Source organism: Pseudomonas sp. B21-048 (assembly GCF_024748615.1).
GTDB lineage: Bacteria > Pseudomonadota > Gammaproteobacteria > Pseudomonadales > Pseudomonadaceae > Aquipseudomonas.
This window is the reverse complement of record NZ_CP087168.1, coordinates 3764341-3787955: the sequence shown is the minus strand read 5'-3', so window position 1 is coordinate 3787955 and position 23615 is coordinate 3764341. Positions and strand designations below refer to the sequence as shown.

The 23615-nt window shown below is 57.6% G+C and carries 25 protein-coding genes and 3 pseudogenes; 7 read left to right on the top strand and 21 right to left on the bottom strand.

Annotated features, from left to right (window positions below; all coding sequences use genetic code 11):
- Positions 1 to 26: 26 nt before the first annotated feature.
- The 7 genes from LOY56_RS17735 to minC form a co-directional block, all read right to left on the bottom strand.
- On the bottom strand, positions 27 to 203 hold the full coding sequence (locus LOY56_RS17735; RefSeq protein WP_258616058.1) for a hypothetical protein: 177 nt from the start codon (positions 201 to 203) through the stop codon (positions 27 to 29).
- A gap of 127 nt (positions 204 to 330) precedes the next feature.
- Positions 331 to 1620 carry a M18 family aminopeptidase gene (locus LOY56_RS17730; RefSeq protein WP_258616055.1) on the bottom strand — a complete coding sequence of 430 codons (1290 nt, stop codon included), beginning with the start codon at positions 1618 to 1620 and terminating at the stop codon, positions 331 to 333.
- 76 nt (positions 1621 to 1696) lie between these two features.
- Positions 1697 to 2803: a hypothetical protein gene (locus tag LOY56_RS17725; protein ID WP_258616054.1), complete on the bottom strand. Its 1107-nt coding sequence runs from the start codon at positions 2801 to 2803 to the stop codon at positions 1697 to 1699.
- A 44-nt stretch (positions 2804 to 2847) separates the two neighbouring features.
- Entirely contained in the window at positions 2848 to 3483 is a 636-nt protein-coding gene (locus LOY56_RS17720; RefSeq protein ID WP_258616053.1) for an RluA family pseudouridine synthase, read from the bottom strand.
- A gap of 182 nt (positions 3484 to 3665) precedes the next feature.
- Entirely contained in the window at positions 3666 to 3920 is a 255-nt protein-coding gene (gene minE, locus LOY56_RS17715; RefSeq protein WP_223487640.1) for a cell division topological specificity factor MinE, read from the bottom strand.
- Positions 3920 to 4732: a septum site-determining protein MinD gene (gene minD, locus LOY56_RS17710; RefSeq protein WP_258616048.1), complete on the bottom strand. Its 813-nt coding sequence runs from the start codon at positions 4730 to 4732 to the stop codon at positions 3920 to 3922. The genes minE and minD overlap by 1 nt, the downstream gene beginning before the upstream one ends.
- Before the next feature lie 200 nt (positions 4733 to 4932).
- Positions 4933 to 5670, bottom strand: a complete 738-nt coding sequence (gene minC / locus LOY56_RS17705) for a septum site-determining protein MinC (RefSeq protein WP_258616046.1) — start codon at positions 5668 to 5670, stop codon at positions 4933 to 4935.
- 118 nt (positions 5671 to 5788) lie between these two features.
- Between minC and LOY56_RS17700 the strand changes: the two genes are divergently transcribed.
- On the top strand, positions 5789 to 6721 hold the full coding sequence (locus LOY56_RS17700) for a lipid A biosynthesis lauroyl acyltransferase (protein ID WP_258616045.1): 933 nt from the start codon (positions 5789 to 5791) through the stop codon (positions 6719 to 6721).
- Between the two features lie 35 nt (positions 6722 to 6756).
- Positions 6757 to 7929: a patatin-like phospholipase family protein gene (locus tag LOY56_RS17695; protein WP_258616043.1), complete on the top strand. Its 1173-nt coding sequence runs from the start codon at positions 6757 to 6759 to the stop codon at positions 7927 to 7929.
- Positions 7930 to 8047: 118 nt separating this feature from the next.
- On the opposite strand, the gene LOY56_RS17690 is transcribed toward LOY56_RS17695, so the two are convergent.
- The 6 genes from LOY56_RS17690 to puuE form a co-directional block, all read right to left on the bottom strand.
- A complete protein-coding gene (locus LOY56_RS17690) occupies positions 8048 to 8833 on the bottom strand; it encodes an outer membrane protein OmpK (protein ID WP_258616042.1) in 786 nt (261 codons plus the stop codon).
- 368 nt (positions 8834 to 9201) lie between these two features.
- Complete coding sequence (locus LOY56_RS17685; RefSeq protein WP_258616041.1) at positions 9202 to 10500, bottom strand: urate hydroxylase PuuD; 1299 nt, start codon at positions 10498 to 10500, stop codon at positions 9202 to 9204.
- A gap of 51 nt (positions 10501 to 10551) precedes the next feature.
- Positions 10552 to 11055: an ureidoglycolate lyase gene (locus LOY56_RS17680; protein WP_258616040.1), complete on the bottom strand. Its 504-nt coding sequence runs from the start codon at positions 11053 to 11055 to the stop codon at positions 10552 to 10554.
- Between the two features lie 135 nt (positions 11056 to 11190).
- Entirely contained in the window at positions 11191 to 12186 is a 996-nt protein-coding gene (gene alc / locus LOY56_RS17675) for an allantoicase (RefSeq protein ID WP_030131652.1), read from the bottom strand.
- A 96-nt stretch (positions 12187 to 12282) separates the two neighbouring features.
- On the bottom strand, positions 12283 to 12798 hold the full coding sequence (uraD, locus tag LOY56_RS17670) for a 2-oxo-4-hydroxy-4-carboxy-5-ureidoimidazoline decarboxylase (RefSeq protein WP_258616037.1): 516 nt from the start codon (positions 12796 to 12798) through the stop codon (positions 12283 to 12285).
- On the bottom strand, positions 12795 to 13721 hold the full coding sequence (gene puuE / locus LOY56_RS17665) for an allantoinase PuuE (RefSeq protein ID WP_258616035.1): 927 nt from the start codon (positions 13719 to 13721) through the stop codon (positions 12795 to 12797). The genes uraD and puuE overlap by 4 nt, the downstream gene beginning before the upstream one ends.
- Positions 13722 to 14156: 435 nt before the next feature.
- On the opposite strand from puuE, the gene uraH reads away from it, so the two are divergent.
- Complete coding sequence (uraH, locus tag LOY56_RS17660; protein ID WP_258616032.1) at positions 14157 to 14510, top strand: hydroxyisourate hydrolase; 354 nt, start codon at positions 14157 to 14159, stop codon at positions 14508 to 14510.
- A 187-nt stretch (positions 14511 to 14697) separates the two neighbouring features.
- On the opposite strand, the gene LOY56_RS17655 is transcribed toward uraH, so the two are convergent.
- Both LOY56_RS17655 and LOY56_RS17650 read right to left on the bottom strand, forming a co-directional pair.
- Positions 14698 to 15324, bottom strand: a complete 627-nt coding sequence (locus LOY56_RS17655) for a LysE family translocator (protein ID WP_095051883.1) — start codon at positions 15322 to 15324, stop codon at positions 14698 to 14700.
- 79 nt (positions 15325 to 15403) lie between these two features.
- On the bottom strand, positions 15404 to 16753 hold the full coding sequence (locus tag LOY56_RS17650) for an NCS2 family permease (RefSeq protein ID WP_408980343.1): 1350 nt from the start codon (positions 16751 to 16753) through the stop codon (positions 15404 to 15406).
- 270 nt (positions 16754 to 17023) lie between these two features.
- Here LOY56_RS17650 and LOY56_RS17645 point away from each other — a divergent pair.
- A pseudogene (locus LOY56_RS17645) lies at positions 17024 to 17206 on the top strand (PLP-dependent aminotransferase family protein); the annotation flags it as partial.
- A 218-nt stretch (positions 17207 to 17424) separates the two neighbouring features.
- On the opposite strand, the gene LOY56_RS17640 reads toward LOY56_RS17645, so the two are convergent.
- From LOY56_RS17640 to LOY56_RS17630, 3 genes are all read right to left on the bottom strand, one after another.
- Positions 17425 to 17796: a glutathione S-transferase N-terminal domain-containing protein gene (locus tag LOY56_RS17640; protein ID WP_048394407.1), complete on the bottom strand. Its 372-nt coding sequence runs from the start codon at positions 17794 to 17796 to the stop codon at positions 17425 to 17427.
- A 101-nt stretch (positions 17797 to 17897) separates the two neighbouring features.
- On the bottom strand, positions 17898 to 18443 hold the full coding sequence (gene folE, locus LOY56_RS17635; protein ID WP_123496264.1) for a GTP cyclohydrolase I FolE: 546 nt from the start codon (positions 18441 to 18443) through the stop codon (positions 17898 to 17900).
- Between the two features lie 22 nt (positions 18444 to 18465).
- Positions 18466 to 19242 (bottom strand): site-specific integrase, encoded by a 777-nt coding sequence (locus tag LOY56_RS17630; RefSeq protein ID WP_258616023.1) that lies wholly within the window; start codon positions 19240 to 19242, stop codon positions 18466 to 18468.
- Between LOY56_RS17630 and LOY56_RS17625 the strand changes: the two are divergent.
- Positions 19238 to 19680 (top strand): annotated as a pseudogene (locus tag LOY56_RS17625) (glycoside hydrolase family 19 protein); the annotation flags it as partial. The gene LOY56_RS17630 and the pseudogene LOY56_RS17625 sit on opposite strands and share 5 nt — an antisense overlap.
- Before the next feature lie 348 nt (positions 19681 to 20028).
- On the opposite strand, the gene LOY56_RS17620 reads toward LOY56_RS17625, so the two are convergent.
- The 3 genes and pseudogenes from LOY56_RS17620 to LOY56_RS17610 form a co-directional block, all read right to left on the bottom strand.
- Positions 20029 to 20244 (bottom strand): hypothetical protein, encoded by a 216-nt coding sequence (locus LOY56_RS17620; RefSeq protein WP_258616022.1) that lies wholly within the window; start codon positions 20242 to 20244, stop codon positions 20029 to 20031.
- A 199-nt stretch (positions 20245 to 20443) separates the two neighbouring features.
- Positions 20444 to 20863 carry a trypco2 family protein gene (locus LOY56_RS17615; protein WP_258622743.1) on the bottom strand — a complete coding sequence of 140 codons (420 nt, stop codon included), beginning with the start codon at positions 20861 to 20863 and terminating at the stop codon, positions 20444 to 20446.
- 93 nt (positions 20864 to 20956) lie between these two features.
- Positions 20957 to 21173: pseudogene (locus LOY56_RS17610) on the bottom strand (hypothetical protein).
- Between the two features lie 218 nt (positions 21174 to 21391).
- Here LOY56_RS17610 and LOY56_RS17605 point away from each other — a divergent pair.
- Together LOY56_RS17605 and LOY56_RS17600 are read left to right on the top strand one after the other, a co-directional pair.
- The gene (locus tag LOY56_RS17605) at positions 21392 to 21877 is read left to right on the top strand and encodes an ATP-binding protein (RefSeq protein WP_258616018.1); all 486 of its coding nucleotides are present in this window, start codon (positions 21392 to 21394) and stop codon (positions 21875 to 21877) included.
- A 127-nt stretch (positions 21878 to 22004) separates the two neighbouring features.
- Positions 22005 to 23378, top strand: a complete 1374-nt coding sequence (locus LOY56_RS17600; RefSeq protein ID WP_258615697.1) for a transposase — start codon at positions 22005 to 22007, stop codon at positions 23376 to 23378.
- The last annotated feature ends 237 nt before the right edge of the window (positions 23379 to 23615 follow it).

Here is a 23615-nt window from a genome sequence, read left to right as displayed (position 1 = left end):
TTTTGATCTTCCTTGGACGCAAGGATTTATTCGTTGAGTTTGGCGAGAATCTTGTAGATCACGGTGGCGAGGATCATCAGCATGCCGACCCACATTGCAAACACACCGAGGTTCTTGTCGCGAAAGTTGAAGCCGACGGCCAGCATGATCATCCCGGAAAGAATCGGGATCAGCATGGCGTGAAACGAAGACATCGAGATCATGGTGACAGCCTTGTCGCAGAGGGGGTACTGCAAGTCTAGGCGGCTTTCGGATGAGCGGGGGTGATGTGTGTAGGAGCAGCCTGCGGCAGCTCCTACAGGGATCACTACAGGAGCTGATCTTTGAGGACTACGGCAATTCGCGGCAGGCGTAAAATGCGCTCAGCACTTTGACCAGATGCGCCAGGTCATGGCTGCCGCACAGTTCGCGGATCGAGTGCATGGCGAACGTCGGCAAACCGATGTCCACGGTGCGCACGCCCAAGTGGCTGGCGGTGATCGGGCCGATGGTCGAGCCGCAGCCCATGTCGCTGCGCACCACGAAGCTCTGCACCGGTACTTCTTCGGCCATGCATAAATGGCGGAAGAAACCGGCGGTTTCGCTGTTGGTGGCGTAGCGCTGGTTGCTGTTGACCTTGATCACCGGGCCGGCGTTGAGTTTCGGGCCGTGGTTGGCGTCGTGCTTGTCCGCATAGTTCGGGTGCACGCCGTGGGCGTTGTCGGCGGAGACCAGCAGGGATTTCTGAATGGTCCGGACGAATTCATCTCCTTCGGGCAACAGACGGCGCAATGTCTGCTCAAGCATTGGACCGTCGGCGCCACAGGCCGAGCAGGAACCGACTTCTTCGTGATCATTGCAGACCAGCACGCAGGTTTCGTCGGTTTCGGTCGTTAGCAACGCTTGCAGGCCGGCGTAGCACGACAGCAGGTTGTCCAGCCGCGCGCCAGCGATGAAGTCGCCATGCAGGCCGATGACCGCGGCGCTTTGGGTGTCGTAGAAGCTCAGCTCGTAATCGAGCACCACGTCGGCATTCAGGCCATGTTCACGGGCCAGTTGATCGGTGAGCACGGCTCGGAAATCCACGCGCTCGTCACCGGCGAATTGCGCGAGGATCGGCGGCAGTTCGGTCTGGGCGTTGATCGCCCAACCCATATTGGCTTCACGATTGAGGTGAATGGCCAGGTTGGGAATGATCGCGATCGGCGCCTTGAAATCGATCAACTGGCTCTCGACCTTACCGTCGCGACGGAAGGTCACACGACCGGCCAGCGACAGGTCGCGGTCGAACCACGGCGCCAGCAATGCGCCGCCATAGACTTCGACGCCCAGTTGCCAGAAACCCTGGCGTTGCAGTTCCGGCTGGGGTTTTACCCGCAGGCAGGGGCTGTCAGTGTGCGCGCCGACCAGGCGGATGCCACCATGCAGGGGCGAATGACGACCCATTTTGAACGCGACGATCGAGGAGTCATTACGGGTGACGTAGTAACGACCGTTGGCTTCGGTGCTCCACGGCTCGCGCTCGTCGAGGCGTACAAAACCTGCCGCTTCCAGACGCTGGACAAGGCTGGCGGTGGCATGGAACGGGGTAGGGGAGGCCTTGAGGAAGTCGATCAGGCCTTGGTTCAACTCTTCGCGCATAAGAAGCTCCAGACAGCAATGGGCGGGAGTTTAACGTATTGGCTGAGGGCTTTGGGCCTGACGTTAGCAGGTTATGTTAACGAGCTGCCGCTACCCTCTTCTTCAGGTAATTCATGATGATCCGTTCATCTTCTGGCTTTTCTGGTTTGGGCAATTGTTTGGGCCAGCCAGTCTGATGAGTGTCCAGGAGCTGTTTCTGACGGGTATGGTTCCAGCGAAGAATTTCCCGTGCGGCGCATTCCCACCACTCATGTCGGCAGACCGCGTAGTACGGATGATCCGGTGCCGCGCTGCCATACAACAAATCGCGACCGACTTTTCTCATGGCGCCGTTCTGGTTGCGCAATTTCCATTTGATTTTCAATCGTTGCCAGGCTGACGGGAAGGGTTTGATTCGCGGTACATCGCGGCACAGTTCCACCAGATTCTGGCTGAACTGCTCGCCATGTTGAGAGAAGAAATACGCTTGCATGGCATGGAAAAAGCGTTTTTCAGCGAAGTAGTGATAAATGTATTTTTTTGCTTCACGCACCGGTTTGTCACGCATCGCGAACGACAGGGCAATTTGCTCGATGGTGTGAATGTCGAAGCTGTCGCGGGTCCATTCGTCGATCAGCCGGATCGAGGTTTCGAACAGCGATGAATCACCGTCAGTCACGCCGCAGAGTCCGCTGTTATATAGCTTGAAACCGTTGTCCGCGGTGATGCCATGAGTGCGCAGGCATTCGCCGAGCTTCCTGTAATCATCGCGCTCGCAGACATCCTGCCAATCGTACTCAAAGCGGTCCATCAGGTAATGCCCAGGCTGAATCTGGTTGAAGATCCGACTTGGGTCGCTGATGAACAGGGTGTCTGTGTCGACGAATAAGGTCTTTTCTGCAAGCACAAGGCCGGCGGCCATCGCGCAGGCCTTGCGACGATGGTGATAGCCGTTTTCACCTTGCCACAGCGTCAGGGTTTCCTCGGTCAGGCACACGGTTTCAACCGGCCAGCCAGCGTAGTCATGCGGACGATCCGTCAGGACTCGGATGCAGGGAAGCTTGCCTTTCTTCGAATGGGAAAGCGCAGTCAAAATGCTGAACTTGGCTTCGCGCCGGTAAACGTCCTGGTTGCCGTAGATCAGATAAAGCAACTGGGTTCGGGTTTTCTTGACGGGCGTTGTCAAGGAGTCAGTAAAACTCATCCTGTTCAATCCTCGTTTTGAAGCGGTGACGCCATGTGGCAGATTTAAAACGGTGCCGGGCATTCGAAACGCAAGCGGTCGCCAGTTTGGGGGTGGGTAAAACTCAGCATACTCGCGTGCAGGCACAAGCGTGGCCAAGCAGCCAAAGCTTGCTCATGAGCGTAGAGCCCGTCGCCCAACAGTGGGTGGCCGATGGAGAGCATGTGCACGCGCAACTGGTGAGAGCGGCCGGTGATCGGCGTCAGCTCGACGCGGCACCAGTCGCCACAACGCTCCAGTACACGCCAGAAGGTCAGCGCATGCTTGCCAAACTCGTGGTCCACCACATGGCGTGGCTTGGTCGGCGGGTCGTAGCGCAGGGGCAAATCGATGCTGCCACTGTCCAGTTCCGGTTGACCCCAGCACAGGGCGGTGTAGGCCTTTTCGGTTTCTCGATCGTGAAATTGCCGAGACAGTTCGCGATGTGTATCCGGGTCACGAGCGAGCAGAATGATGCCGGAGGTTTCCCAGTCCAGCCGATGGACAATTCGCGCTTCCGGGTAGCCGTTTTCTTGCAGACGTGTGATCAGGCAGTCCTTGTTGTCATCGGCCCGGCCGGGGACGGAGAGCAACAGAGTTGGCTTGTTCACCACCAGTACGGCGGCGTCCTGATGGATGATATGGATGTTGGACAACGGCATTAAAACAGCCTCGTAACAAACGCCAACGGCGACTCAGACCCTCGCACCCTGTAGGCGCGAAGCTTGCTCGTGAAGCAGGCAACTCGGTTTATCTGATAAACCGAGATGATGCTTTCGCGAGCAAGCTTCGCGCCTACGGAGTGCGTAAGGGCCTGAGCCGCCGTGGCTCCCGCCGGATCGACTCAGCGATCTGGCAGGGTGATATTGAGTTCCAGGATCGAGCAGCTGCCCTGGTTTTCCAGAGCGACATGCACGTCATCGGACCCGATATTGACGTACTTGCGGATCACTTCCACCAGTTCCTTCTGCAGGGCTGGCAGGTAATCCGGCGTACTGCGCTGGCCGCGTTCATGCGCCACGATGATCTGTAGACGCTCTTTCGCTACCGACGCGGTGTTTTGCTTTTTGTTGGCACGAAAGAAGTCAAAAAGGTTCATTACCTACCTCCAAACAGGCGCTCGAAGAATCCCTTCTTCTCAACATCAAGGAACCGGTGTTCCACGGTTTTGCCCAGCAGACGATCGACGGCATCGCTGTACGCCTTACCGGCGTCGCTCTGGTCGTCGAGAATCACCGGCACACCCGAGTTGGAAGCCTTGAGTACCGCTTGGGATTCCGGAATGACACCCAGCAGGGTGACAGCCAGAATTTCCTTGACGTCTTCGACGCCGAGCATCTCGCCGTCATTGACCCGTTGCGGGTTGTAGCGGGTCAGCAGCAGGTGTTCCTTGATCGCGTCTTCGCCGTTTTCGGCGCGACGGGATTTGCTGGCCAGCAGGCCCAGCATGCGGTCCGAGTCACGTACCGAGGACACTTCCGGGTTGGTCACGACAATCGCTTCGTCGGCGAAATACATGGCCAGGTGGGCACCTTTCTCGATGCCCGCCGGGGAGTCGCAGACCACGAATTCGAAGTCTTCTTTCAACGCCATCAGGACTTTTTCCACGCCTTCAACGGTCAGCGCGTCTTTATCGCGAGTCTGACTGGCGGCCAGTACGTAGAGATTTTCCAGGCGCTTGTCTTTGATCAGGGCCTGTTGCAGGTTGGCTTCGCCGTTTACCACGTTGACGAAGTCATACACCACGCGGCGCTCGCAACCCATGATCAGGTCGAGGTTACGCAGGCCGACGTCGAAGTCGACGATAACTGTTTTATGGCCACGCAGAGCGAGGCCGGTACCGATAGCGGCGCTGGTGGTGGTCTTACCCACACCACCCTTGCCGGATGTAACCACGAGAATCTTGGCCAAGGTGTTTTACCCCTAAGGAAAAGGACGTTTAGCCCCTGAAAAACATCTCTTGAAAAACTACTGCAGTCGGACAGCCTTGGCTGGAATCCGGTTCTGAGCGGTGCTTACCCCCGGTAAACACTGCCTTTGGCCTTTTTCCTACTTCGTTTGAGCCGTTTTCGCTATGTTTTAGAGATGCTTGGAAAATGCGGCAGTATCCGTTAAAGCCGAATGATGTTCAACACGTCACCCGACAGGCTGACTTGTACGCCCGCGCCCCACAATGGATCACGACGTAAATCCTCGGAAACCTTGTAGTGGCCGGCGATGGAGACCAGTTCAGCGGTCATTTGCTGGCAGAAAATCCTGGCTTTCGTGTCACCTTTGACGCCGGCCAGGACACGACCGCGCATCGCGCCGTATACATGGATGTTCCCGTCGGCGAGAAGTTCCGCCCCCGGGCTGACCGACGAAATCACCACCAGATCGCAACCCTGGGCATAAATCTGCTGGCCGCCGCGTACCGGCGAGGTAATGACTTTGGTCGGTTTGATGGTCGGTTCCGGTGGTTTCTCCGGTTTTTTCGTCACGATGCCTTCGTTGGGATCGAGGGGGCGTTCCCGGGCGCCGGACGGCGGCAGCACCGGCAAATCGACGGCGATGGCGGCGGCAATGTCTTCGATGCGGCTGGCACGGATCGCCAGGGTGCGCAGGCCATGCTGGCGGCAGATGCGCATCAGCCCCGGCAAGTCGACCGAGCCTTCGCTGGCCGGGAGTTTGTCCAGGGCCAGCACCAGCGGCGCGTTGCTGAAGAAGTTGGGCGCCTGGGCGACCTTGGCGGCCAGTTGCCGATCAAGGTTCTCAAGGTCGTTACGGGCCAGTTCCAGCACCGTAATGGCGAGCATGCTGCCCTTCAACTGGAACACGGGATCTTGGTCTAGCGGTTCGGTTTGGCTCATGGTCGGCATACAACAGCTTGTCACTAAAAGTGCCGAGACTTATAACGAGAACGCCCGCGGGCCGCAAGCCGGGTCGAACGATGTAGAATGCGCGGCCACTGTCTTGACGGAACCTTTAATGGATCGCCCGCGTTTTCGAACAGCATTTCTTTCTCCACGTTTCTGGCCGCTATGGTGTGGCTTGGGGCTGTTGTGGCTGATAGTGCAGTTGCCGTATCCGGCATTGCTGTCGGTCGGTCGCGCCTTGGGCGCATTGATGTATCGGGTGGCCGGCGACCGACGGCGCATTGCCAAGCGCAATCTTGAACTGTGTTTCCCTGAAAAGTCCGCTGCCGAGCGCAAGCGCCTGCTCAAGGAAAACTTCGCCTCCACCGGCATCGCCTTCTTCGAGATGGCCATGAGCTGGTGGTGGTCGCGCAAACGTCTGGCGAAACTGGCTCATGTCGAAGGCCTGGAGCATTTGAAGCAGGCCCAGCACGACGGCAAGGGCGTGATTCTGATGGCCGTGCATTTCACTACGCTTGAGATCGGCGCGGCGCTGCTCGGTCAGCAGCACACCATTGACGGTATGTACCGCGAACACAAGAATCCGCTGTTCGACTACATCCAGCGTCGTGGCCGCGAGCGGCACAACCTTGACTCGCTGGCGGTGGAGCGTGACGACGTGCGCGGCATGCTCAAACTGCTGCGGGCAGGCCGAGCGATCTGGTACGCACCGGATCAGGATTACGGTGCCAAGCAAAGTATCTTCGTGCCGTTGTTCGGGATTCAGGCGGCGACCGTCACCGCCACCAGCAAGTTCGCGCGGCTGGGCAAGGCGCTGGTAGTGCCGTTCACTCAGCAACGTCTGGCTGATGGCAGTGGTTATCGGTTGACGATTCATGCGCCGCTCGAGGGCTTTCCCGGCGAGACGGAAGAGGCGGACTGCATTCGCATCAACCAGTGGGTCGAAAGCGCGTTGCGCGAATGCCCGGAGCAATACCTCTGGGCACATCGCCGCTTCAAGAGCCGTCCACCGGGCGAACCGAAGCTGTACGCCAAACGCGGTTGAGTCACCGATCCCTTTAAGCGCCATGGAGTGTTGCGATGCGTTCTGCTGAACCGGTTACAGGGTTGATACTTTCCGGCGGTGGGGCTCGGGCGGCTTATCAGGTGGGTGTGCTGGCGGCGATTGCCGAGCTGCTGCCGGTGGGGGCGGCGAATCCGTTTCCGGTGATCGTCGGTACTTCGGCTGGCGCGATCAATGCGGTCAGCCTGGCCAGCGGAGCAATGGACTTTCGTGGCGCGATTCAGCGTCTGACTGCCTTCTGGCAAGGTTTTCGCAGTCATCTGGTGCTGCGCAGCGACTGGCCGGGCGTGATCCATCAAGCCGCCCGCTTTGTCAGTCACAATCTGATGGGGGTTGGCGCTCCGGTGCCAGTGGCCCTGCTCAACAGCTCGCCGCTGCGCGGTTTGCTCAACGACAAACTGCACCTGCCCGGAATTGCCGAGGCCATCGCGCAAAAGCAATTGAAGGCGGTGGCGATCACGGCGTTTGGCTATGAATCCGGTCAGGCCGTCACGTTTTATCAGGGCGGCGGCACCATTGAGCCCTGGTTGCGTCATCGGCGAATTGGTGTGCCGACCCAACTGAGCATCGAACATCTGCTGGCCAGTTCGGCGATTCCATTACTGTTTGCGCCGGTGAGAATCGGCGAAGAATATTTCGGTGACGGCGCGGTACGCCAATCAGCACCGATCAGCCCGGCCCTGCACTTGGGCGCCAGCCGCGTGCTGGTGGTGGGCGTCAGCGGCAACCCGCGCGGGGTCGACCCGCAACAGCCGCTGCAACGTGCCTACACCGGTCAGCAGCCGACCCTGGCACAAATCGGCGGGCACATGCTCAACAGTACGTTCATTGACAGCCTGGAAAGTGACATCGAGTTGTTGCAGCGTCTGAACCAGTTCAGCCATCTGCTGCCCGACGGCGCGCCGAGTCGGGCATTGGGAGCAGCGCCGGTGGAGGTGCTGGTAATTTCGCCGAGTCAGCCGATCGATGAAATTGCGGCGCGGCATCGCCAGGAATTGCCGGCGGCCTTGCGTCTGTTTTTGCGCGGGCCGGGGGCGACCAAGACCAGCGGGGCAGGAGTGCTGAGTTATCTGCTGTTCGAGGCGGGGTATTGCGGCGAATTGATTGATCTGGGGCGGCGCGATGCGTTGGCCAAGCGGGATGAGCTGTGCCGGTTTCTGGGGTTGGTGGAGCCTGCGGTTTCGGCTTGAGATTTGCGGTGCGGTGGTTCGCGGGCAAGCCTCGCTCCTACAGGTCTTGAATTGTTCACATAACCGGTGAACGACACAAGACCTGTAGGAGCGAGGCTTGCCCGCGAAGCTTTTACGATTAGAAGTGGAGCTTCACCAGGAAGCTCGTGTTGCTTTGATCGGTCTTGAAGGCCTGGCTGTCCTTGATCCCGTACTTGTCTGACCAATAGTCGTACTCGACACCGACGTACAACTGTTTCTCGCCAATGCTCAGCGCTTTGCCCAAGTCATATTTGATCTGCGGGTTGAAGTGCAGGTTGGCGTGGTAGGTGCCTTTGCTGTTCTGGTCGTTGTCGACCACCCAGTCCATGAAGCCATCGATCAGGATGTTCGAATCGCCCACCGCAATGGTGTAGGACCAAACCGGGGTGATCTGCCAGACGTTATCACCCGGGCGACTGCCTTCGGTGTGACGCTGGTAGAAGTTCAGCTGGAAGTAGTCAAACCCGGGAATCGCCAGGTCGAAACCCGGACCGATCAAATAGGACTCGGTATCGCCTTCACCGAATTCGTACGTCATGGCCAGCAGCACGTCTTTGATCGGGCCGAATTCGATCTTCTGGTCGAGGACCTTGCCCAGCGAAATACGCGGCTGGAACTCCCCGTAATAGGTGTTTGGGCCGGCGTTAAAGTCCTTCTCGCCGTTGTAGAAAATCTTGTCGACGAAGAAGAAGTTATCCCCGTATTTCCAGGCATCGGCGTGCTCGAAGGTGACGGTTTGCTGAATGCGCGGGTTGACCTGGAAGTCCTTGCCATAGAGGTAGGTCAGGCTGTTGTTCTGCCATTGCAGCAAGTCGCCGGCCATGGTCTGGCCTCCGGCCAGCAAGGATCCCGCGAGCATCAGGCTGGTGCACGTACGTTTCATTTGGTTGCTCCCAAAAAGTAGGTGGTTCCACGTTATTTTTCTAAGGTCGGCGCTCTGGTGTGGCGCCTTTTCTTGCGGCGGTAAAAAATCATCCATTCGGTCAGCTTTTATGCTGATAGCAAGAGCTGAGCTAAGGCTTTCTAAAAGCAAAAAATGCCCGTTCGGCTGTTCAAAAACAGTCGATTGAGCGTCATTTCAGGTTGCCTTGGTACTGTCCAGAGTCGGGATAAGTTGGCGTTCTGGTCAGGAATTAAATCCGCGCTTTTTTAGAGCGGATTCGAGCGGCCCCACGATTGGACTGCTGCGCAGTCCAGCGGGAGCAAGCTCCCTCGCCACAAAAGCCTGCTTGTCACAGGCTTTTGTGTTGCTTATTGGGTTCGGGCTCCCTGAACAATCCACGCACCGATCAGGTCGCGCTCCTGCTGGGTCATCTGGGTGATGTTGCCCAGTGGCATGATCTGGCTGGCAACAGCCTGGGCCTGGATGCGCGGGGCCTGGAGCTTGATCTGCTCGGGGGTATCGAACATCACGCCAGCCGGCGCCGCACTGAATAGCGGACTGGTCGGTTTGGCCGAATGGCACACGGCGCAACGTTCCTGAATCACGCTGTGAACCTTGTCGAACGAGGGCCCCTGATTGGACGCCTGAGCCGGTTCAGCAGCCGGCGCCGTTTTTGCCGCTTCAGGTTTGGCACCACCACCAAGGGCGGTTTCCGGCAGTGGCTGGTACTCGATGGTCCCAGGCGCCTTGGCCACTTCAGGTGCGTTGGACATCGGCGCCGGCCCGGTCACGTAGGCCAGGCAGATCATGCCGACCGCCGCAGCGGGCAGGGTCCAGGCAAACTTGTGGCTGTCGTGACGGGTGTTGAAGTAGTGACGCACCAACACCGCCAGCACCGCGATCCCGGCCAGGATCAGCCAGTTGTATTGGCTGCCGTAGGTGCTTGGGAAGTGGTTGCTGATCATGATGAACAGCACCGGCAAGGTGAAATAGTTGTTGTGCCGCGAACGCAGCAAGCCTTTGGCCGGTAGCGCTGGATCGGGCGTGCGGTTCTCGGCGATCGCCGCCACCAAGGCGCGCTGCGCCGGCATGATGATGCGGAACACGTTGCCGACCATGATGGTGCCGATGATCGCGCCGACGTGCAGGTACGCACCACGACCGCTGAACACTTTGCTGAAGCCGTAAGCGGCGCCGATGATCAGCACGAACAGGATGAAGCCGAGCAGGGCTGGGCGTTTGCCCAACGCCGAGTCGCAAAGGAAGGAGTAGACAAACCAGCCGACGAACAGCGAACCGAGGCCCAGCAAAACACCTTCAGGGCCGGTCAGGCTGCTGCCCGGAGCCAGCAGGTACAGCGTCGGGTTGGAGTAGAACACCACGCACAGCAGCGCGACCCCCGACAGCCAGGTGAAGTAGGCTTCCCATTTGAACCAATGCAGGTTGTCCGGCATGGTCGGTGGAGCCAGTTTGTATTTTTCCAGGTGATAGATACCGCCGCCGTGGATCGCCCACAAATCGCCCGCCAACCCGTTTTTCGGATTGACCCGATTGAGGTTGTTTTCCAGCCAGACGAAATAGAACGACGCGCCGATCCAGGCCACGCCAGTGATCATGTGAACCCAGCGCACGCTCAGGTTCAGCCATTCCAACAGATGTGCTTCCACAGTCTTTACCTCTCGCCCGTCACTCTGTTGTCGAGTGATCGGACTCTTCTCTTATTGGTGGGGGGCAAGGATCAACCGCTCATCCTCTTTGAAAAAATGCTCATCGCAGTTATTGCCTGTGCCACTGCGATCAACCACCAGGAAGTCATCCCGCTTTTCGATCGTCAGCACCGGGTGGTGCCAGACGCCGCGATGGTAATTAATGCCCTGCCTGCCGTTGGTGACGAAGGCGCGGACCAAGCCTGATACAGGTTCATCGCCAAGTGGCGCGACCACGATCAGAAAGGGGTTGCCGAGCAGCGGAATGAACGCCTGGCTGCCCAGCGGATGACGCTCCAGCATGCGGACGGTCAGCGGCATGTCCTGCGCGTCGGCGCGGAAGATGCTGATGATCGCCTTGTCCTCTGGCGTGGCGGTTTCGACCACAGCCAGTTTGTGAAAGCGCAGGGTCGAACCGTTGTTGATCATGAAGTGATCGCTGCCGTCGGTTTCGATCACGTCACCGAAAGGGGCGAAGGCTTCTTTGGTCAGCGGTTCAATCGTCAATGTGCGCATGCTGGTCTTCTTAATCTTTTGAATTTGATCGTTCCCACGCTCTGCGTGGGAACGCCGACATGGACGCTCCGCGTCCACTGTGACGCGGAGCGTCACGGTATGCATTCCCACGCAGAGCGTGGGAACGATCGGGTGTTACTTCGCGACCTTGCCGAGGACCCGCAGGCGGCTCACGCCACCATCCGGGAACACGTTCAGGCGGATGTGGGTGATCGGGCCCAGTGCCTTGATCTGCTCGGCGAAGGTGTGTTCGGCGTGCATTTCCAGCTTCTGGCTTGGCAACAGTTCACGCCAGAACAGCGATTGGGTTTCGATCTGGCTGTCGGTGCCGCCCTTCACGAATGCACCCTGGATCGAACAAGTGTCCGGGTAGTTGCCTTTGAAGTGCAGGGTGTCGACGATGACTTTTTCGATCTCGCCGGCATGACCCAGCGCCACGATTACCCAGTCATTGCCCGGCGTACGACGACGTGCGGTTTCCCAGCCATCGCCCATGTTGATGCCACGGCCCGGGTTGAGGATGTTGCTCATGCGGCCGAAGTGTTCATCGGAGCAGGCCAGCGCGCGACCGCCATTCAGGGCAGCGGCCAGGTCAACTTGCTCGTTGTCGCCAACCGCCGACCAGTCGCGGAACGGAATGCCGTACACACGCAGACGGGCCACGCCGCCATCCGGGTAGATGTTGAAACGCAAATGGCTGAACGCCTGGTCGTTATTGATTTCGTGGTAGTGGTGGCTGTTGCCTTGCAACTCGACGGCCGACAGCACTTCAGTCCACTGAGTGTTTTCGTCGGGCTCGCCGGAGGCCAGGAAGCAGGCTTCCAGGGAAGCCGACGGCGGGAAGTTGCCGGTGAAGAATGAAGTGTCGATGTCCACGCCTTTGATCGAGCCCGGCACGCCCAGGCGGATTACCGCGCTGTCGTAGCCTTCGAAGCGCTTGCGGCGCGACTCCCAGCCGTCCATCCACTTGCCGTTGTCATCGAACACGCCCTCCTTCCACACGGCCGGGGTCGGTTGGAACAGACGGTTGGCGTCGGCGAACCAGTCATCGGTGACCGAGATGATTTTGGTGCCCAGACGGGCGTCGGCCAGGTTGACGAACTTCTCGAAAGGTACGGCGTAAGCTTTCATTCTTCTTGTCTGCCTTTAAATAAGTGGCTTGGGATGCTTGCAGTGCCCTTGGGTCTTCGCGTTTTAAACGCCCGGGCTTTTCACAAGGGCTGCTCGCTATAGGGTCAGTAATCGGAACAACGCGATCTTGTTGATCTGCGCCAGCGCGCATTTGAATTCGGTGTCGACCGAGTTGTGAATGCGCGTTTCGAACGCTGCGAGGATCTGATGCCGGTTGCTGCCTTTTACCGCCATGATGAAGGGAAACTTGAACTTGGCTTTGTAGGCGTCGTTCAGCTCGGTGAAGCGCTGGAACTCATCGCTCGAGCATTGGTGAATACCCGCGCCAGACTGTTCTTCAGTGCTGGCTGCGGTAAGTTGGCCCTGGACGGCGGCAAAGCCTGCCAGGTCCGGGTGAGCGTTGATCAGGGCCAGTTGGCTTGCGTGATCAGCGCTCAACAGGATGTCGCTCATACGCTGGTGCAGGGTTTCGATCTCGTCGATCGAAGCGTCCTGGCCCAGGTCGAAGGCCTTCTCGGCCACCCATGGCGAATGTTCGTAGATGTCGGCGAAGGCGGCGACAAACGCGTCGCGGCTCAGGGACGATGGTTTCAGGGTTTGGAAGCGGCTCATTTCGCGGCCCCTTGATACGGGTGGGTTTGGTGCCAGTGGCGAGCGATGTCGACGCGACGGCTGAACCACACCTGTTCATGACTTTTAGCGTATTCGATAAAGCGTTTGAGCGAGGCCAGGCGCGCCGGACGGCCGATCAGCCGGCAGTGCAGGCCGATCGACAACATCTTCGGTGCTTCGGCGCCTTCGGCATACAGCACATCAAACGCGTCTTTCAGGTATTCAAAGAAATCGTCGCCCTTGTTGAAGCCCTGGACCTGAGTGAAGCGCATGTCGTTGGTGTCCAGGGTGTACGGGATCACCAAGTGCGGCTTGCCGGTCGGGTTGTTCGGTTCCCAGTAGGGCAGGTCGTCGTCGTAGGTGTCGCAGTCGTAGAGGAAGCCGCCTTCTTCCATCACCAGCCGGCGGGTGTTCGGGCCGGTGCGGCCGGTGTACCAACCCAGTGGGCGCTCGCCGGTGATCTCGGTGAGGATGCGGATCGCTTCGAGCATGTGCTCGCGTTCCTGCGCTTCGTCCATGTACTGGTAGTCGATCCAGCGGTAGCCGTGGCTGCAGATTTCGTGGCCTGCATCGACCATGGCGCGGATCACGTCCGGGTGGCGCTGGGCGGCCATGGCCACGGCGAAGATCGTCAGCGGAATGTCGAATTCCTTGAACAGTTTCAAAATCCGCCACACGCCGGCACGGCTGCCATACTCGTAAAGGGATTCCATGCTCATATTGCGCTCGCCTTGCAGCGGCTGCGCCGAGACCATTTCCGAGAGGAAAGCTTCGGACTCTTTATCGCCATGCAGGATATTGCGCTCGCCACCTTCCTCGTAGTTGAGCACGAAGGACAGGGCGATGCGGGCATTGCCCGGCCAATGTGGGTGAGGAGGGTTACTGCCGTAACCGATCAGGTCGCGTGGATAGTCAGCGCTCACTGCAGTCTTCCTTCTTGTTCGTGTCGACTTGGTCAAAGTCAGGGTGTGTGTGGCGGCCTGGCGATGAGAGGGCAGGCTGGCGTCACAGCGATGGAATGATTGTATACAACTTTATATTCACTTTGTAAGCCTGATTTTTTGCATTTTTCACTGACTGTCCACTTTGAAGGGGCCTGCAAGAAACCTGCCTGAATGGTCAGCTAATGAATATAAGGTCCCCTGATCTCACGGTTCGGCGAGAGATTGGCTGGTAAACCTTGAATGACGGTGGTGGCGGTAAAAATGTCGTTTTTATTGTGTACAATTTTTATGAAAAATGTCTTAATCAATCGCTCGCCGCAGCTTTTCGTGCTCGGAAACGGTGCGGTCTCCTTTTCAACTGACTTCGGGAGGCGCGAGGCCTGACTGCTCCACGCAGGCAGGCGCGCAGAATCAATGGGACGTTTGACTACACACGTTTTGGACGCTGCACACGGTTGCCCGGGCAGTTCGATCAAAATCGAGTTGTACCGCGTTGAAGGTTCGCAGCTGGAATGGGTCGCCACTGCGATGACCAACAGCGACGGTCGTGTCGATTCGCCGCTGCTGCAAGGCGATGACTATCGGTCCGGGGTTTATCAGCTTCAGTTTCATGCGGGCGATTACTACCGCGCCCGTGGGGTTCAGCTGCCTGAGCCCGCGTTCCTGGATGTGGTGGTGCTGCGGTTTGGCATCTCCGCGGAACAGGATCACTACCATGTGCCGTTGTTGATTTCGCCGTATAGCTATTCGACCTACAGAGGAAGCTAGGACTTTCCCCCCAAGAATCCTGCGCATAGCTTCTTTGGTCTTTCGCCCGCTCACACTGCGGGCTTTTTTTTGCCTGATGGAAAGTCAAAAGATCGTCCGAACGCGGCCCGAACCTTCGGCAGCTCCATGGAAACGCATTCACCCCTGTAGGAGCTGTCGAGTGCAACGAGGCTGCGATCTTTTGCCCTCAGCGGCTCAACAACGACGCCGCACCAGCCCCACTAAACAACCCCGCACTCACCCGGTTAAACCAACTCTGCCCCTTGCCGCTGCGCAAATACCGCGCAGCGCCATGAGCCCCCAGCCCATAAGCCAATTTGCACAGCAGATCCAGTACAGTCCAGGTCACGATCATTACCAGCAACTGCGGCAGGAACGGTTGCTCGGCACTCAAAAACTGCGGCAGGAAAGCGGCAAAGAACAAAATATCTTTCGGATTACTCGCGCCGAGCATGAATGCGCGCCCGAACAGTGCGCGAAAGCGCGGCACCGGTGCAGCCTGGGGCACTTCGGCACTCTGGGATGGCTGACGCGATTGCTGCCAGCTCTGCCAGGCGAGGTAGAACAGGTACAGCGCGCCGACGATTTTCAGGGCGCTGAACAGCTGTTCCGACGCCAGCAACAAGGCGCCCAGACCCAAAGCCGAAGCACTGAGCAGGCAAATCGATGCGATCACACCGCCGAGAAACGCCGGGTAAGAACGGCGCAAACCGTAATTCAGACTGTTGCTGATCATCAGCAAAGACAGTGGCCCCGGGATCAGGATCACCACCAGCGCAGCGCCACTGAACAGCAGCCAGGTTTCCAGACTCATCACTTTCCTCCCTATATGCAAAAGCCCCACCCGACGGGGTGAGGCTGTTTTGAAACACTGTTTTTGAAACGTGTACGGCTTACAAGAAAATGAACTTGGCGATGAAGATCGCGCACAGCACCCACAGGCTGACGGAAATTTCCTTGTACTTGCCGGTGCCGGCCTTCAGCGCCACGTAGGTGATGAAGCCCAGCGCGATGCCGTCGGCGACCGAGAAGGTCAGCGGCATCATGATCGCGGTAACGATCGCCGGAATGCTGTCGGTCGCTTCGTCCCATTCGATATGAGCCATGCCGCCCATCATCAGCATCGCCACATAAATCAGCGCACCGGCTGTTGCATAAGCGGGGATCATGCCAGCCAGCGGTGCGAAAAACATCGCGGCAATAAATAGCACACCTACGGTCACAGCGGTAAGACCAGTCCGACCACCCGCTGCGACGCCAGCGGCACTTTCCACGTAGCTGGTGACTGGCGGAACACCGACCATTGCACCGAATACGCTGGATGCACTGTCGGCTTTCATGGCGCGGGAAAGGTTTTCGATTTTGCCGTCGGGGTTCACCAGATTGGCGCGCTGGGCCACGCCCATCAAGGTGCCGGCGGTATCGAACATGTGCACGAAGAGGAACGCCAGAACCACGCTGATCATGCTGACGTTGAACACGCCGGCGACGTTCATGGCCATCCAGGTCGGAGCCAGGCTCGGCGGCGCTGACATAATTCCTTCGTAATGCACCAGGCCCAAACCCCAACCAGCCAGAGTCACGGTGATGATGCTGATGAGAATCGCGCCGAACACTTTGTGGTAGCTGAGCACCGCAATCATCAGGAAGCAGATGGCTGCCAGCAATGGGCCAGGTTCGCGCAGGGAGCCGAGCTTGATCAGCGTAGCCGGGCTATCGACGACGATACCGGCGGTTTTCAACCCGATCAGTCCGAGGAACAAACCTACGCCGGCCCCCATGGCGAAGCGCAGGCTCACTGGAATGCTATTGAGCAGCCATTCGCGGATCCGTGAGAAGGTCAGAATCATGAACAACACACCGGAGACGAACACCGCACCGAGTGCGGTTTCCCAGTTGTAGCCCATGGTGCCGACCACGGTGTAAGTGAAGAACGCGTTCAGGCCCATGCCCGGCGCCAGGCCAACCGGCCAGTTGGCGTACAGACCCATCAACAGGCAACCCAGCGCGGCGGCGATGCAGGTGGCGACGAACGCCGCCCCATGATCGATGCCGGCATCCGCCATGATGTTCGGGTTGACGAAGATGATGTAGGCCATGGTGATGAAGGTTGTCAGACCGGCGATCAGCTCGGTCTTCACCGTGGTGCCATGCAAGCTGAGTTTGAAGATGCGCTCCAGCCAGCCATTGCGTAATGGCGGCGAGAGTTCCAGCGTCGAGGCTTCGGATTTGCGGCTTTCCACAGCGAGTACTCCTCAAGAGTTTTATTGTTATTTCCAGGGCCGGACCCATGAGGGTGGCAGCGACCCTTTGAGGTGCTTGCGAATTTGTTGACTTGTTGGTCAATAACTCGCACGAAGCGAATTATGCTTTTGTATACAAATAAAGCAAATAATGTTTTTGATTTTGTAGACGAAAAGTTTGTTGATTGGGATATATCGCCAGAAAGGACGCCTTCGCGGGCAGGCCTCACTCCTACAGGTGAGCGCATTCCCCTGTGGGAGCGTGGCTGCACGCTGCTCAAGGCCGCGCTGGCGGCGGGTGTGGCGTTTATGCCGGGCGAACCGTTTTTCCCAGAGCCGGACAAGAACCCCGGCCATCTGCGGCTGAACTTCAGCCACATCGACCCGGCACGGCTGGACGAAGGGCGATTGGCGACGGTGGTGCGTCAGGTCCAGGCAGCAGAAGCGGCCTGAGGGGAGGGTATAAACAACAAACCGGCCAATCGGCCGGTTTATTTTTGTCTGGGATTTGTTGGGCTTGTGCCGACGCCTTCGCGGGCAAGTCGGATCGCCGCACCGCTCGCTCCTACATTAGGGGCGAGGTGACCATTCGCACACACCCCCAATCCGTAGGAGCGAGCGGTGCGGCGATCCGACTTGCCCGCGAAGAGGCCATCAGCAACACCACACCATCAGGCAGCCGCAAACCGCTTATCCAGATAATCAATGATTACCTTGGACTCATACATCCAGGTGGTCTGGCCATTCTCTTCGATGCGCAGGCACGGCACCTTGATCTTGCCACCTTGCTCCAGCAGAGCCTGGCGATCCTGTTCGTTGTTCTTCGCATCGCGCAACGCCACCGGAACGTTCAGGCGGCGCAGGGTGCGGCGGGTTTTCACGCAGAACGGGCAGGCGTGGAACTGATACAGGGTCAGATCCTTGGCGGCCGTTTCGACCTGAGCCTGAGCGGCGGCGGGACGCTGCTTCTTGCCTGGACGAGTGATGAAGTCGATGAAGATGATCAGTTGGCCGAGGCCGATACGAAGCGCTTTAACGAACACGGGATAAGCCTCACAGGGCAAACAGAAGGCGCGCAGCTTACCTGATTTTTCGCAGGCGAAAAAAAACCGGCGATCAGTGCCGGTTTTCTTCGTGCTGCGAGTTACTTGATCAGGCTGAGAAACTCGCTGCGGGTGGCCGCGTTTTCGCGGAACTCGCCGAGCATCACCGAGGTGATCATCGTCGAATTCTGTTTCTCCACACCGCGCATCATCATGCACATGTGCTTGGCCTCGATCACCACCGCAACGCCCAGCGCGCCGGTGACTTGCTGGACCGCGTCGGCGATCTGGCGGCTGAGGTTTTCCTGGATCTGCAGGCGGCGGGCGTACATATCAACGATACGCGCGACTTTCGACAGCCCCAGAACCTTGCCGCTCGGGATATAGGCGACATGGGCTTTGCCGATGAACGGCAGCATGTGGTGCTCGCACAACGAGTAAAGCTCGATGTCCTTGACCAGCACCATCTCGCTGTTGTCGGAACTGAACAAGGCACCGTTGGTGACCTCTTCCAGTGTCTGTTCATAACCGCGGCAAAGGTACTGCATGGCTTTGGCGGCACGTTTTGGCGTGTCGAGCAGGCCCTCGCGGGAGGCGTCCTCGCCCAATTGGCCGAGAATCTCGGTGTAATTCTGTTCCAGTGTCACAGGGGCTGATTCCATAAGGGTTTCAGAGGGGTACTGTTTCTGCCTGTACCAATTTTGTACCAATCCAGCTGTTTTCGAGCTTCCCGAGTTCACCCCAGTCGGTGCTGGAGTTTATCCATCGGGCGTAGGTCGATAGCAGCATCTGAACGCTATGACCGAGCTGAGTGGCAATAAACGCAGGGTTCATCCCCGCCATGAGGCACATGGTAGCGTATGTGTGTCGGCAGTTGTATTGCCGGCGGGCGCGAAGCTTCAAATCGGTCAGCGCCGCCTGGAAGTGTTTGTCGGTCACACTCGACTGCTGGATGAACTCGAAGTTCTTGGTCGGCGGGAACACAAACGGCGACTTCGCCTGCTTGCGACGGCTCTGCTGTGTGCGTTGCTTGGCCATGCGCTCGGCTTGTTCTATGGCATGCAAAGCGCGACTGTTGAGCATGACCTGGCGGATATTGCGGGTTTTGGTCCGCTCCTCGATCTTGTAGTCCGCGACGATCCGACACACGTTGACCAGGCGCTTCTCCTTGTCGACCTCCTCCCAGCGCAGCGCTGCCATTTCACTCGGGCGCATGCCGGTATAGAAGGCGAACTCGAAGTACGCCGCGTAGATGCGCATCGAATGGGTCAGCGTCTTATATAGGTGATCGATGATCTTATTCGCCTCGTCGACCGTGAAGGGGTCGATTGGCTTCTTGCCTTTCGCCGGCAGTTCGATGGACTCAACCGGGTTGCGGGTGATCAGCCCGTCTTTCACCGCCGTACCAAACACCGTGGTCAGGCGCTGGATCGCTGAGCGCTTCAATACGCCGCAGCGGCAGGCCGCGTTCTTGGCCCAGGTCGGTCACGAGTCGGGTCAGTTGCAATACATCCGCGAACTGGGCGGCGATCAGTACCTGGGCAAGTACGATACCGGCAGTCTGGCGGTGAAGCTGGGCAACACCCCGGAACCGGATAGGGATGGCCAGCGTTATCGCGGTCGCGGCTTGATCCAGGTGACCGGCCGGAACAATTACCTGCGCTGCACCTGGCCTTGTTCGGCGACGAGCGATTGCTGCGCACCCCGGAACTGCTCGAGCTGCCGCAATGGGCGGCCGAGTCGGCGGCGTGGTTCTGGTGGGTGCGCGAGCTGAACGCCTTGGCGGATCGGGATGAATTCAATGCGATCACCCGCCAAATCAATGGTGGACTCAACGGCCTGAAGGATCGGCTGGCCCTCTACAATCTGAGCCGCTATGAATAATCCCAGCCCTAGCCCAGAGGATGCGCCTAGTCCTCCCTCAGCATAGCGGGAATAACATCTTTCCGAATTGAAGAGAGCAGACAATGCAGCGGGAGGAATTGGCTTTCCATGATTCTGTACGCAACTGGATGGATTCACTTTGAGTCGTTCAACATCCGTAATGTCTCGATGAACAACCTTAGAGGTCTCTTCCCAGCCGGCAAGAGCTCGACCAATCTGAACTTTGCTGTTTATGGTCGGCCTTGATTTAGTTGGATAGTAGGCCCAGAACTCCGACTGAATCCTCAGTCGGAGTTTTTCCGAATTCACTTCGGTATGAATGTCGGCAGGCCTTTGGTTTGTAATCGATTATCCGATGTCCAATTTCTTCAATCGAGCTAGGCCTTGTTTGATATGACCGGCGTTCTCTCTCATCGTCTCCAAGGCTCCACGGACATTTCCACCCACTTCCCGTGCTCCTTGCTCCTCAACCTGCAGAGTCAATTCCATAAGGGCCGTCTCTAAAGCCTCCTGGTTTTCGTACAGCCTTTCCAGTACATCCGACAGTGAATAATCGCTTGTCATAGTGCCGATTCCTTTTGAGAAATCCCCAGCATAGCAGCGGCAGTAATAAAAGGTTTAGGGCAAAATTAGGGCAGATTCAGGGCCGCCATAGACTATAGGAGGCCATGAGCAATTGACGAAAGTACCGTGTTTTGTGGCCTGAAGCGGTCTATGGGGACGCGAGAAGGGGTTCGAATCCCTATTCCAATAGCGGTATTCTCTAGCCGGCACGGGGGGAGGATTTCCGCAACACCATTGCGTCGCCTTTGTTGGCAGTTGGCGACTTTTTCGATTTTGTGTCTCCAGAACCCTCTCGACCCACGGCGATATGCATTTGCCCGGCGTGACGCCCTGATACGGTGCTTGTCCGGCCTTTATTGGGTTTAATTGTCACTTTAGAAACTACTTCTTCGACCTCCACAAAGGGATGAAGCTTCACCTTCACCTTATGGGGCTGCGTTGCTTTAGTCTCCCCACCAAAATCAGCTACGACCAGCTTCAGCCCAGCCTTTGCTGATGCGTCCAACGCGAAGGTAATCTCTAGTTCTACTTCTCCCATTTCAAAAAATGGATCTTCAGTATCAACAGCAGCACGAAGTTCTTGTTTTACCTCTTTTATGAAGTCGACCAGGCTAATCATTCCTTTCAATTTTTAATACTCCAAAAATATTCAAAAACCACGCCGATCAGCGATGTTTATGTTGTGAATCCATCCTAGAACTCGCTGAGACTATTACCTTAAACCCGTACTTCTAAGCCGTGCCAAGCCTTGTTTGATATGTCCCGCGTTTTCACCAATCGCGCTCCAGCGCCCCTCGAACGTTACCTCCCACTTCTGCGGAACCACGCTGTTCGACCCACAACGTTAGCTCCATTAGGGCAGCTTCCAGGGCCAGCTGGTTGTGGTACATTCTTTCCAGGACATCGGGCAGCGAATAATCACCTGACATGGTCGACTCCATTCGAGAAACCCCAAGCATAGCAGCGACAGTGCCCATAACAGGCACTACACAGACGATGCTTAAAATTTGCTACAAGGAGTGAGGGAGAGGGTTGAATTTCGGTGGTCGACTGGCAGCAGTCGACCCGAAGCTGACGCTGAATAACTTGCAGTTGCGCCAACACTGTTCGATAAGCATCATCAGAATTCGACATAAGGAAACGTCCCGTGCCAAAACCAATACTTCATTTAATGTCTGGCAAAATTGCATCCGGCAAATCAACGCTGGCTCGGTCTCTGGCGGCCGAGCAGTTGGCGATTTTGCTTAGTGAAGATTATTGGCTCTCACGGCTCTATCCGGACCAAATCAAGTCAGTGGCCGATTACGTGAGGCTTGCGCATCAGATTCGGGAAGTTGTGGGCCCGCTTGTCACCGATGTGCTAAATGCCGGCGTAAGCGTGGTTCTGGATTTTCCTGCCAATACGCCTGAGGACCGCCAATGGTTGCGCGACTTGGCTGACGCAGTCGAGGTTTCCCACTGCGTCCACTACATCGAGGTGGACGATGATACTTGCCGAGGCCGGTTGCATCTTCGTAATGGCCGCGCAGAGCATGAATTTGCAGCAACCGACGCTGAGTTCGATTTGATCACAAGCTACTTTCGGACACCCGAGGAGCAGGAGGGGCTCCAGATTAAAATTCACCGTCTCTGACGGCCAGTAATCGCCAAGGTAATGAGGTATCTGGAAGGTCTGCTATTGGCCGATTCTGTTGAAAAAGTAGCTCCCCTGACTGGCCTCCGGCAAAATCTCTTCATTGGCCGGAGGGGGATCACACAGCATGATGGGACAGTTATCGAGTGGGCAGGAGCGACTGTTTTACTCGTTCAACCTTGAAGATCACATCCCAGCGAATCACCTTCTGCGCAGCATTGATCGGTGTCTCGATCTGAGCGACCTGCGCCATTACCTCGCCGATTTCTATAGCCCGATTGGGCGTCCGTCGATTGATCCCGAACTGATGATTCGCATGCTGATCGTGGGCTATTGCTACGGCATTCGCTCAGAGCGGCGGTTGTGCGAAGAGGCCCATTTGAACCTGGCGTATCGCTGGTTCTGCCGGTTGAGCCTTGAAGATGAAGTACCCAATCACTCGACGTTTTCCAAAAATCGACACGGCCGTTTTCGGGACAGTGATCTGTTTCGCTGGTTGTTCAATGAAGTGCTGCGTCGCTGCATGGACGCCGGTCTGGTCAAGGGCGAAGGCTTTGCCGTGGACGCCAGCATTATCAAAGCAGATGCGAGTCGGCAGCGCGGCGTACCGGGAGATGAACAGGTCAACTGGAGCGATCCATCCCTGAGCACTCGCGCCGTGCGTGAGTACCTTGAAGGCCTCGATGAAGAGGCTCTGGCCGAAACGCTATCGAAGCGCCTATCGCTGACGGATCCTCAGGCCCGCTGGACCGCTGCTCCAGGAGGCCCAGCGTTCTTCGCCTATTCCACGAATTATCTGATCGATACCGAGCACGGCGTGATCATGGATGTGGAACCCACACCGGCTCATCGAACCGCAGAAGTCGAGAGCACCAAGACGATGATCGATCGGGTCGAAGCGCAGTTCGACATCAAACCGGAGCGCCTCATTGGCGACACCGCTTACGGTACCGCGCCGATGCTGGCCTGGATGGTGGAGGAAAAATACATCGAGCCACATGTGCCGGTGTGGGACAAAACTGAGCGCAAGAACGACAGCTTTTCGAGTAACGATTTCCACTGGAATGAAGAGGCCGAGGAATACCGCTGCCCGACCGGCAACCCATTGCGCAGCGAATGGCGAGCCTTCAAGAATGAGCGTTCACACGTCACCAAAGCCAACACCATCATCTTCCGATCCCGGCAGACCGACTGCGCTACGTGTCCGATGAAAGCCAAGTGCTGCCCGAACACTGCGTTCCGCAAGATCGCTCGCAGCGTCCATGAAGCCGCTCGCGATGTGGCTCGGCGCATTGCAGCAACGCCGGCATATCAGCGCTCTCGCCACGAACGTAAAAAGGTCGAAATGTTGTTTGCCCACCTCAAGCGCATCCTGAAATTGGATCGCCTGCGGCTACGTGGCATGAGTGGCGCGACGGATGAATTCACGCTGGCCGCTGCGGTGCAGAACCTGCGACGGCTGGCCAAATTTTCATCTCAAGGGCCACCAGTCACGGGATAGGTGCGCCTGCACCAAGCAAAAAACCTCAAATTAACCCAATAACAGAGCAGCAAAGGTCACCGAAGGGCCGAAAAACCACTCAATGTGGTGAGTAGGTTCTCCGGTGGTGGTCGTGCCTGGGTTCAGGCGATCTGAAAATCCGACTTTTTCAACAGAATCGGCCGTTTTCTGCCTCTCGCGATGGGCAGAAAACGGCCAGGAGTATCCGATCAAACTGTAAGTGCGACCATGCAGTGT

What these genes read in the sequence shown, in the direction of transcription:
- LOY56_RS17735 (WP_258616058.1), bottom strand. Translation starts at nt 203, where the DNA reads ATGATCTCGATGTCTTCGTTTCACGCCATGCTGATCCCGATTCTTTCC.
- LOY56_RS17730 (WP_258616055.1), bottom strand. Translation starts at nt 1,620, where the DNA reads ATGCGCGAAGAGTTGAACCAAGGCCTGATCGACTTCCTCAAGGCCTCC.
- LOY56_RS17725 (WP_258616054.1), bottom strand. Translation starts at nt 2,803, where the DNA reads ATGAGTTTTACTGACTCCTTGACAACGCCCGTCAAGAAAACCCGAACC.
- LOY56_RS17720 (WP_258616053.1), bottom strand. Translation starts at nt 3,483, where the DNA reads ATGCCGTTGTCCAACATCCATATCATCCATCAGGACGCCGCCGTACTG.
- minE (WP_223487640.1), bottom strand. Translation starts at nt 3,920, where the DNA reads ATGAACCTTTTTGACTTCTTTCGTGCCAACAAAAAGCAAAACACCGCG.
- minC (WP_258616046.1), bottom strand. Translation starts at nt 5,670, where the DNA reads ATGAGCCAAACCGAACCGCTAGACCAAGATCCCGTGTTCCAGTTGAAG.
- LOY56_RS17700 (WP_258616045.1), top strand. Translation starts at nt 5,789, where the DNA reads ATGGATCGCCCGCGTTTTCGAACAGCATTTCTTTCTCCACGTTTCTGG.
- LOY56_RS17695 (WP_258616043.1), top strand. Translation starts at nt 6,757, where the DNA reads ATGCGTTCTGCTGAACCGGTTACAGGGTTGATACTTTCCGGCGGTGGG.
- LOY56_RS17690 (WP_258616042.1), bottom strand. Translation starts at nt 8,833, where the DNA reads ATGAAACGTACGTGCACCAGCCTGATGCTCGCGGGATCCTTGCTGGCC.
- LOY56_RS17680 (WP_258616040.1), bottom strand. Translation starts at nt 11,055, where the DNA reads ATGCGCACATTGACGATTGAACCGCTGACCAAAGAAGCCTTCGCCCCT.
- alc (WP_030131652.1), bottom strand. Translation starts at nt 12,186, where the DNA reads ATGAAAGCTTACGCCGTACCTTTCGAGAAGTTCGTCAACCTGGCCGAC.
- uraD (WP_258616037.1), bottom strand. Translation starts at nt 12,798, where the DNA reads ATGAGCCGCTTCCAAACCCTGAAACCATCGTCCCTGAGCCGCGACGCG.
- uraH (WP_258616032.1), top strand. Translation starts at nt 14,157, where the DNA reads ATGGGACGTTTGACTACACACGTTTTGGACGCTGCACACGGTTGCCCG.
- LOY56_RS17655 (WP_095051883.1), bottom strand. Translation starts at nt 15,324, where the DNA reads ATGAGTCTGGAAACCTGGCTGCTGTTCAGTGGCGCTGCGCTGGTGGTG.
- LOY56_RS17620 (WP_258616022.1), bottom strand. Translation starts at nt 20,244, where the DNA reads ATGACAAGCGATTATTCACTGTCGGATGTACTGGAAAGGCTGTACGAA.
- LOY56_RS17615 (WP_258622743.1), bottom strand. Translation starts at nt 20,863, where the DNA reads ATGATTAGCCTGGTCGACTTCATAAAAGAGGTAAAACAAGAACTTCGT.
- LOY56_RS17600 (WP_258615697.1), top strand. Translation starts at nt 22,005, where the DNA reads ATGATGGGACAGTTATCGAGTGGGCAGGAGCGACTGTTTTACTCGTTC.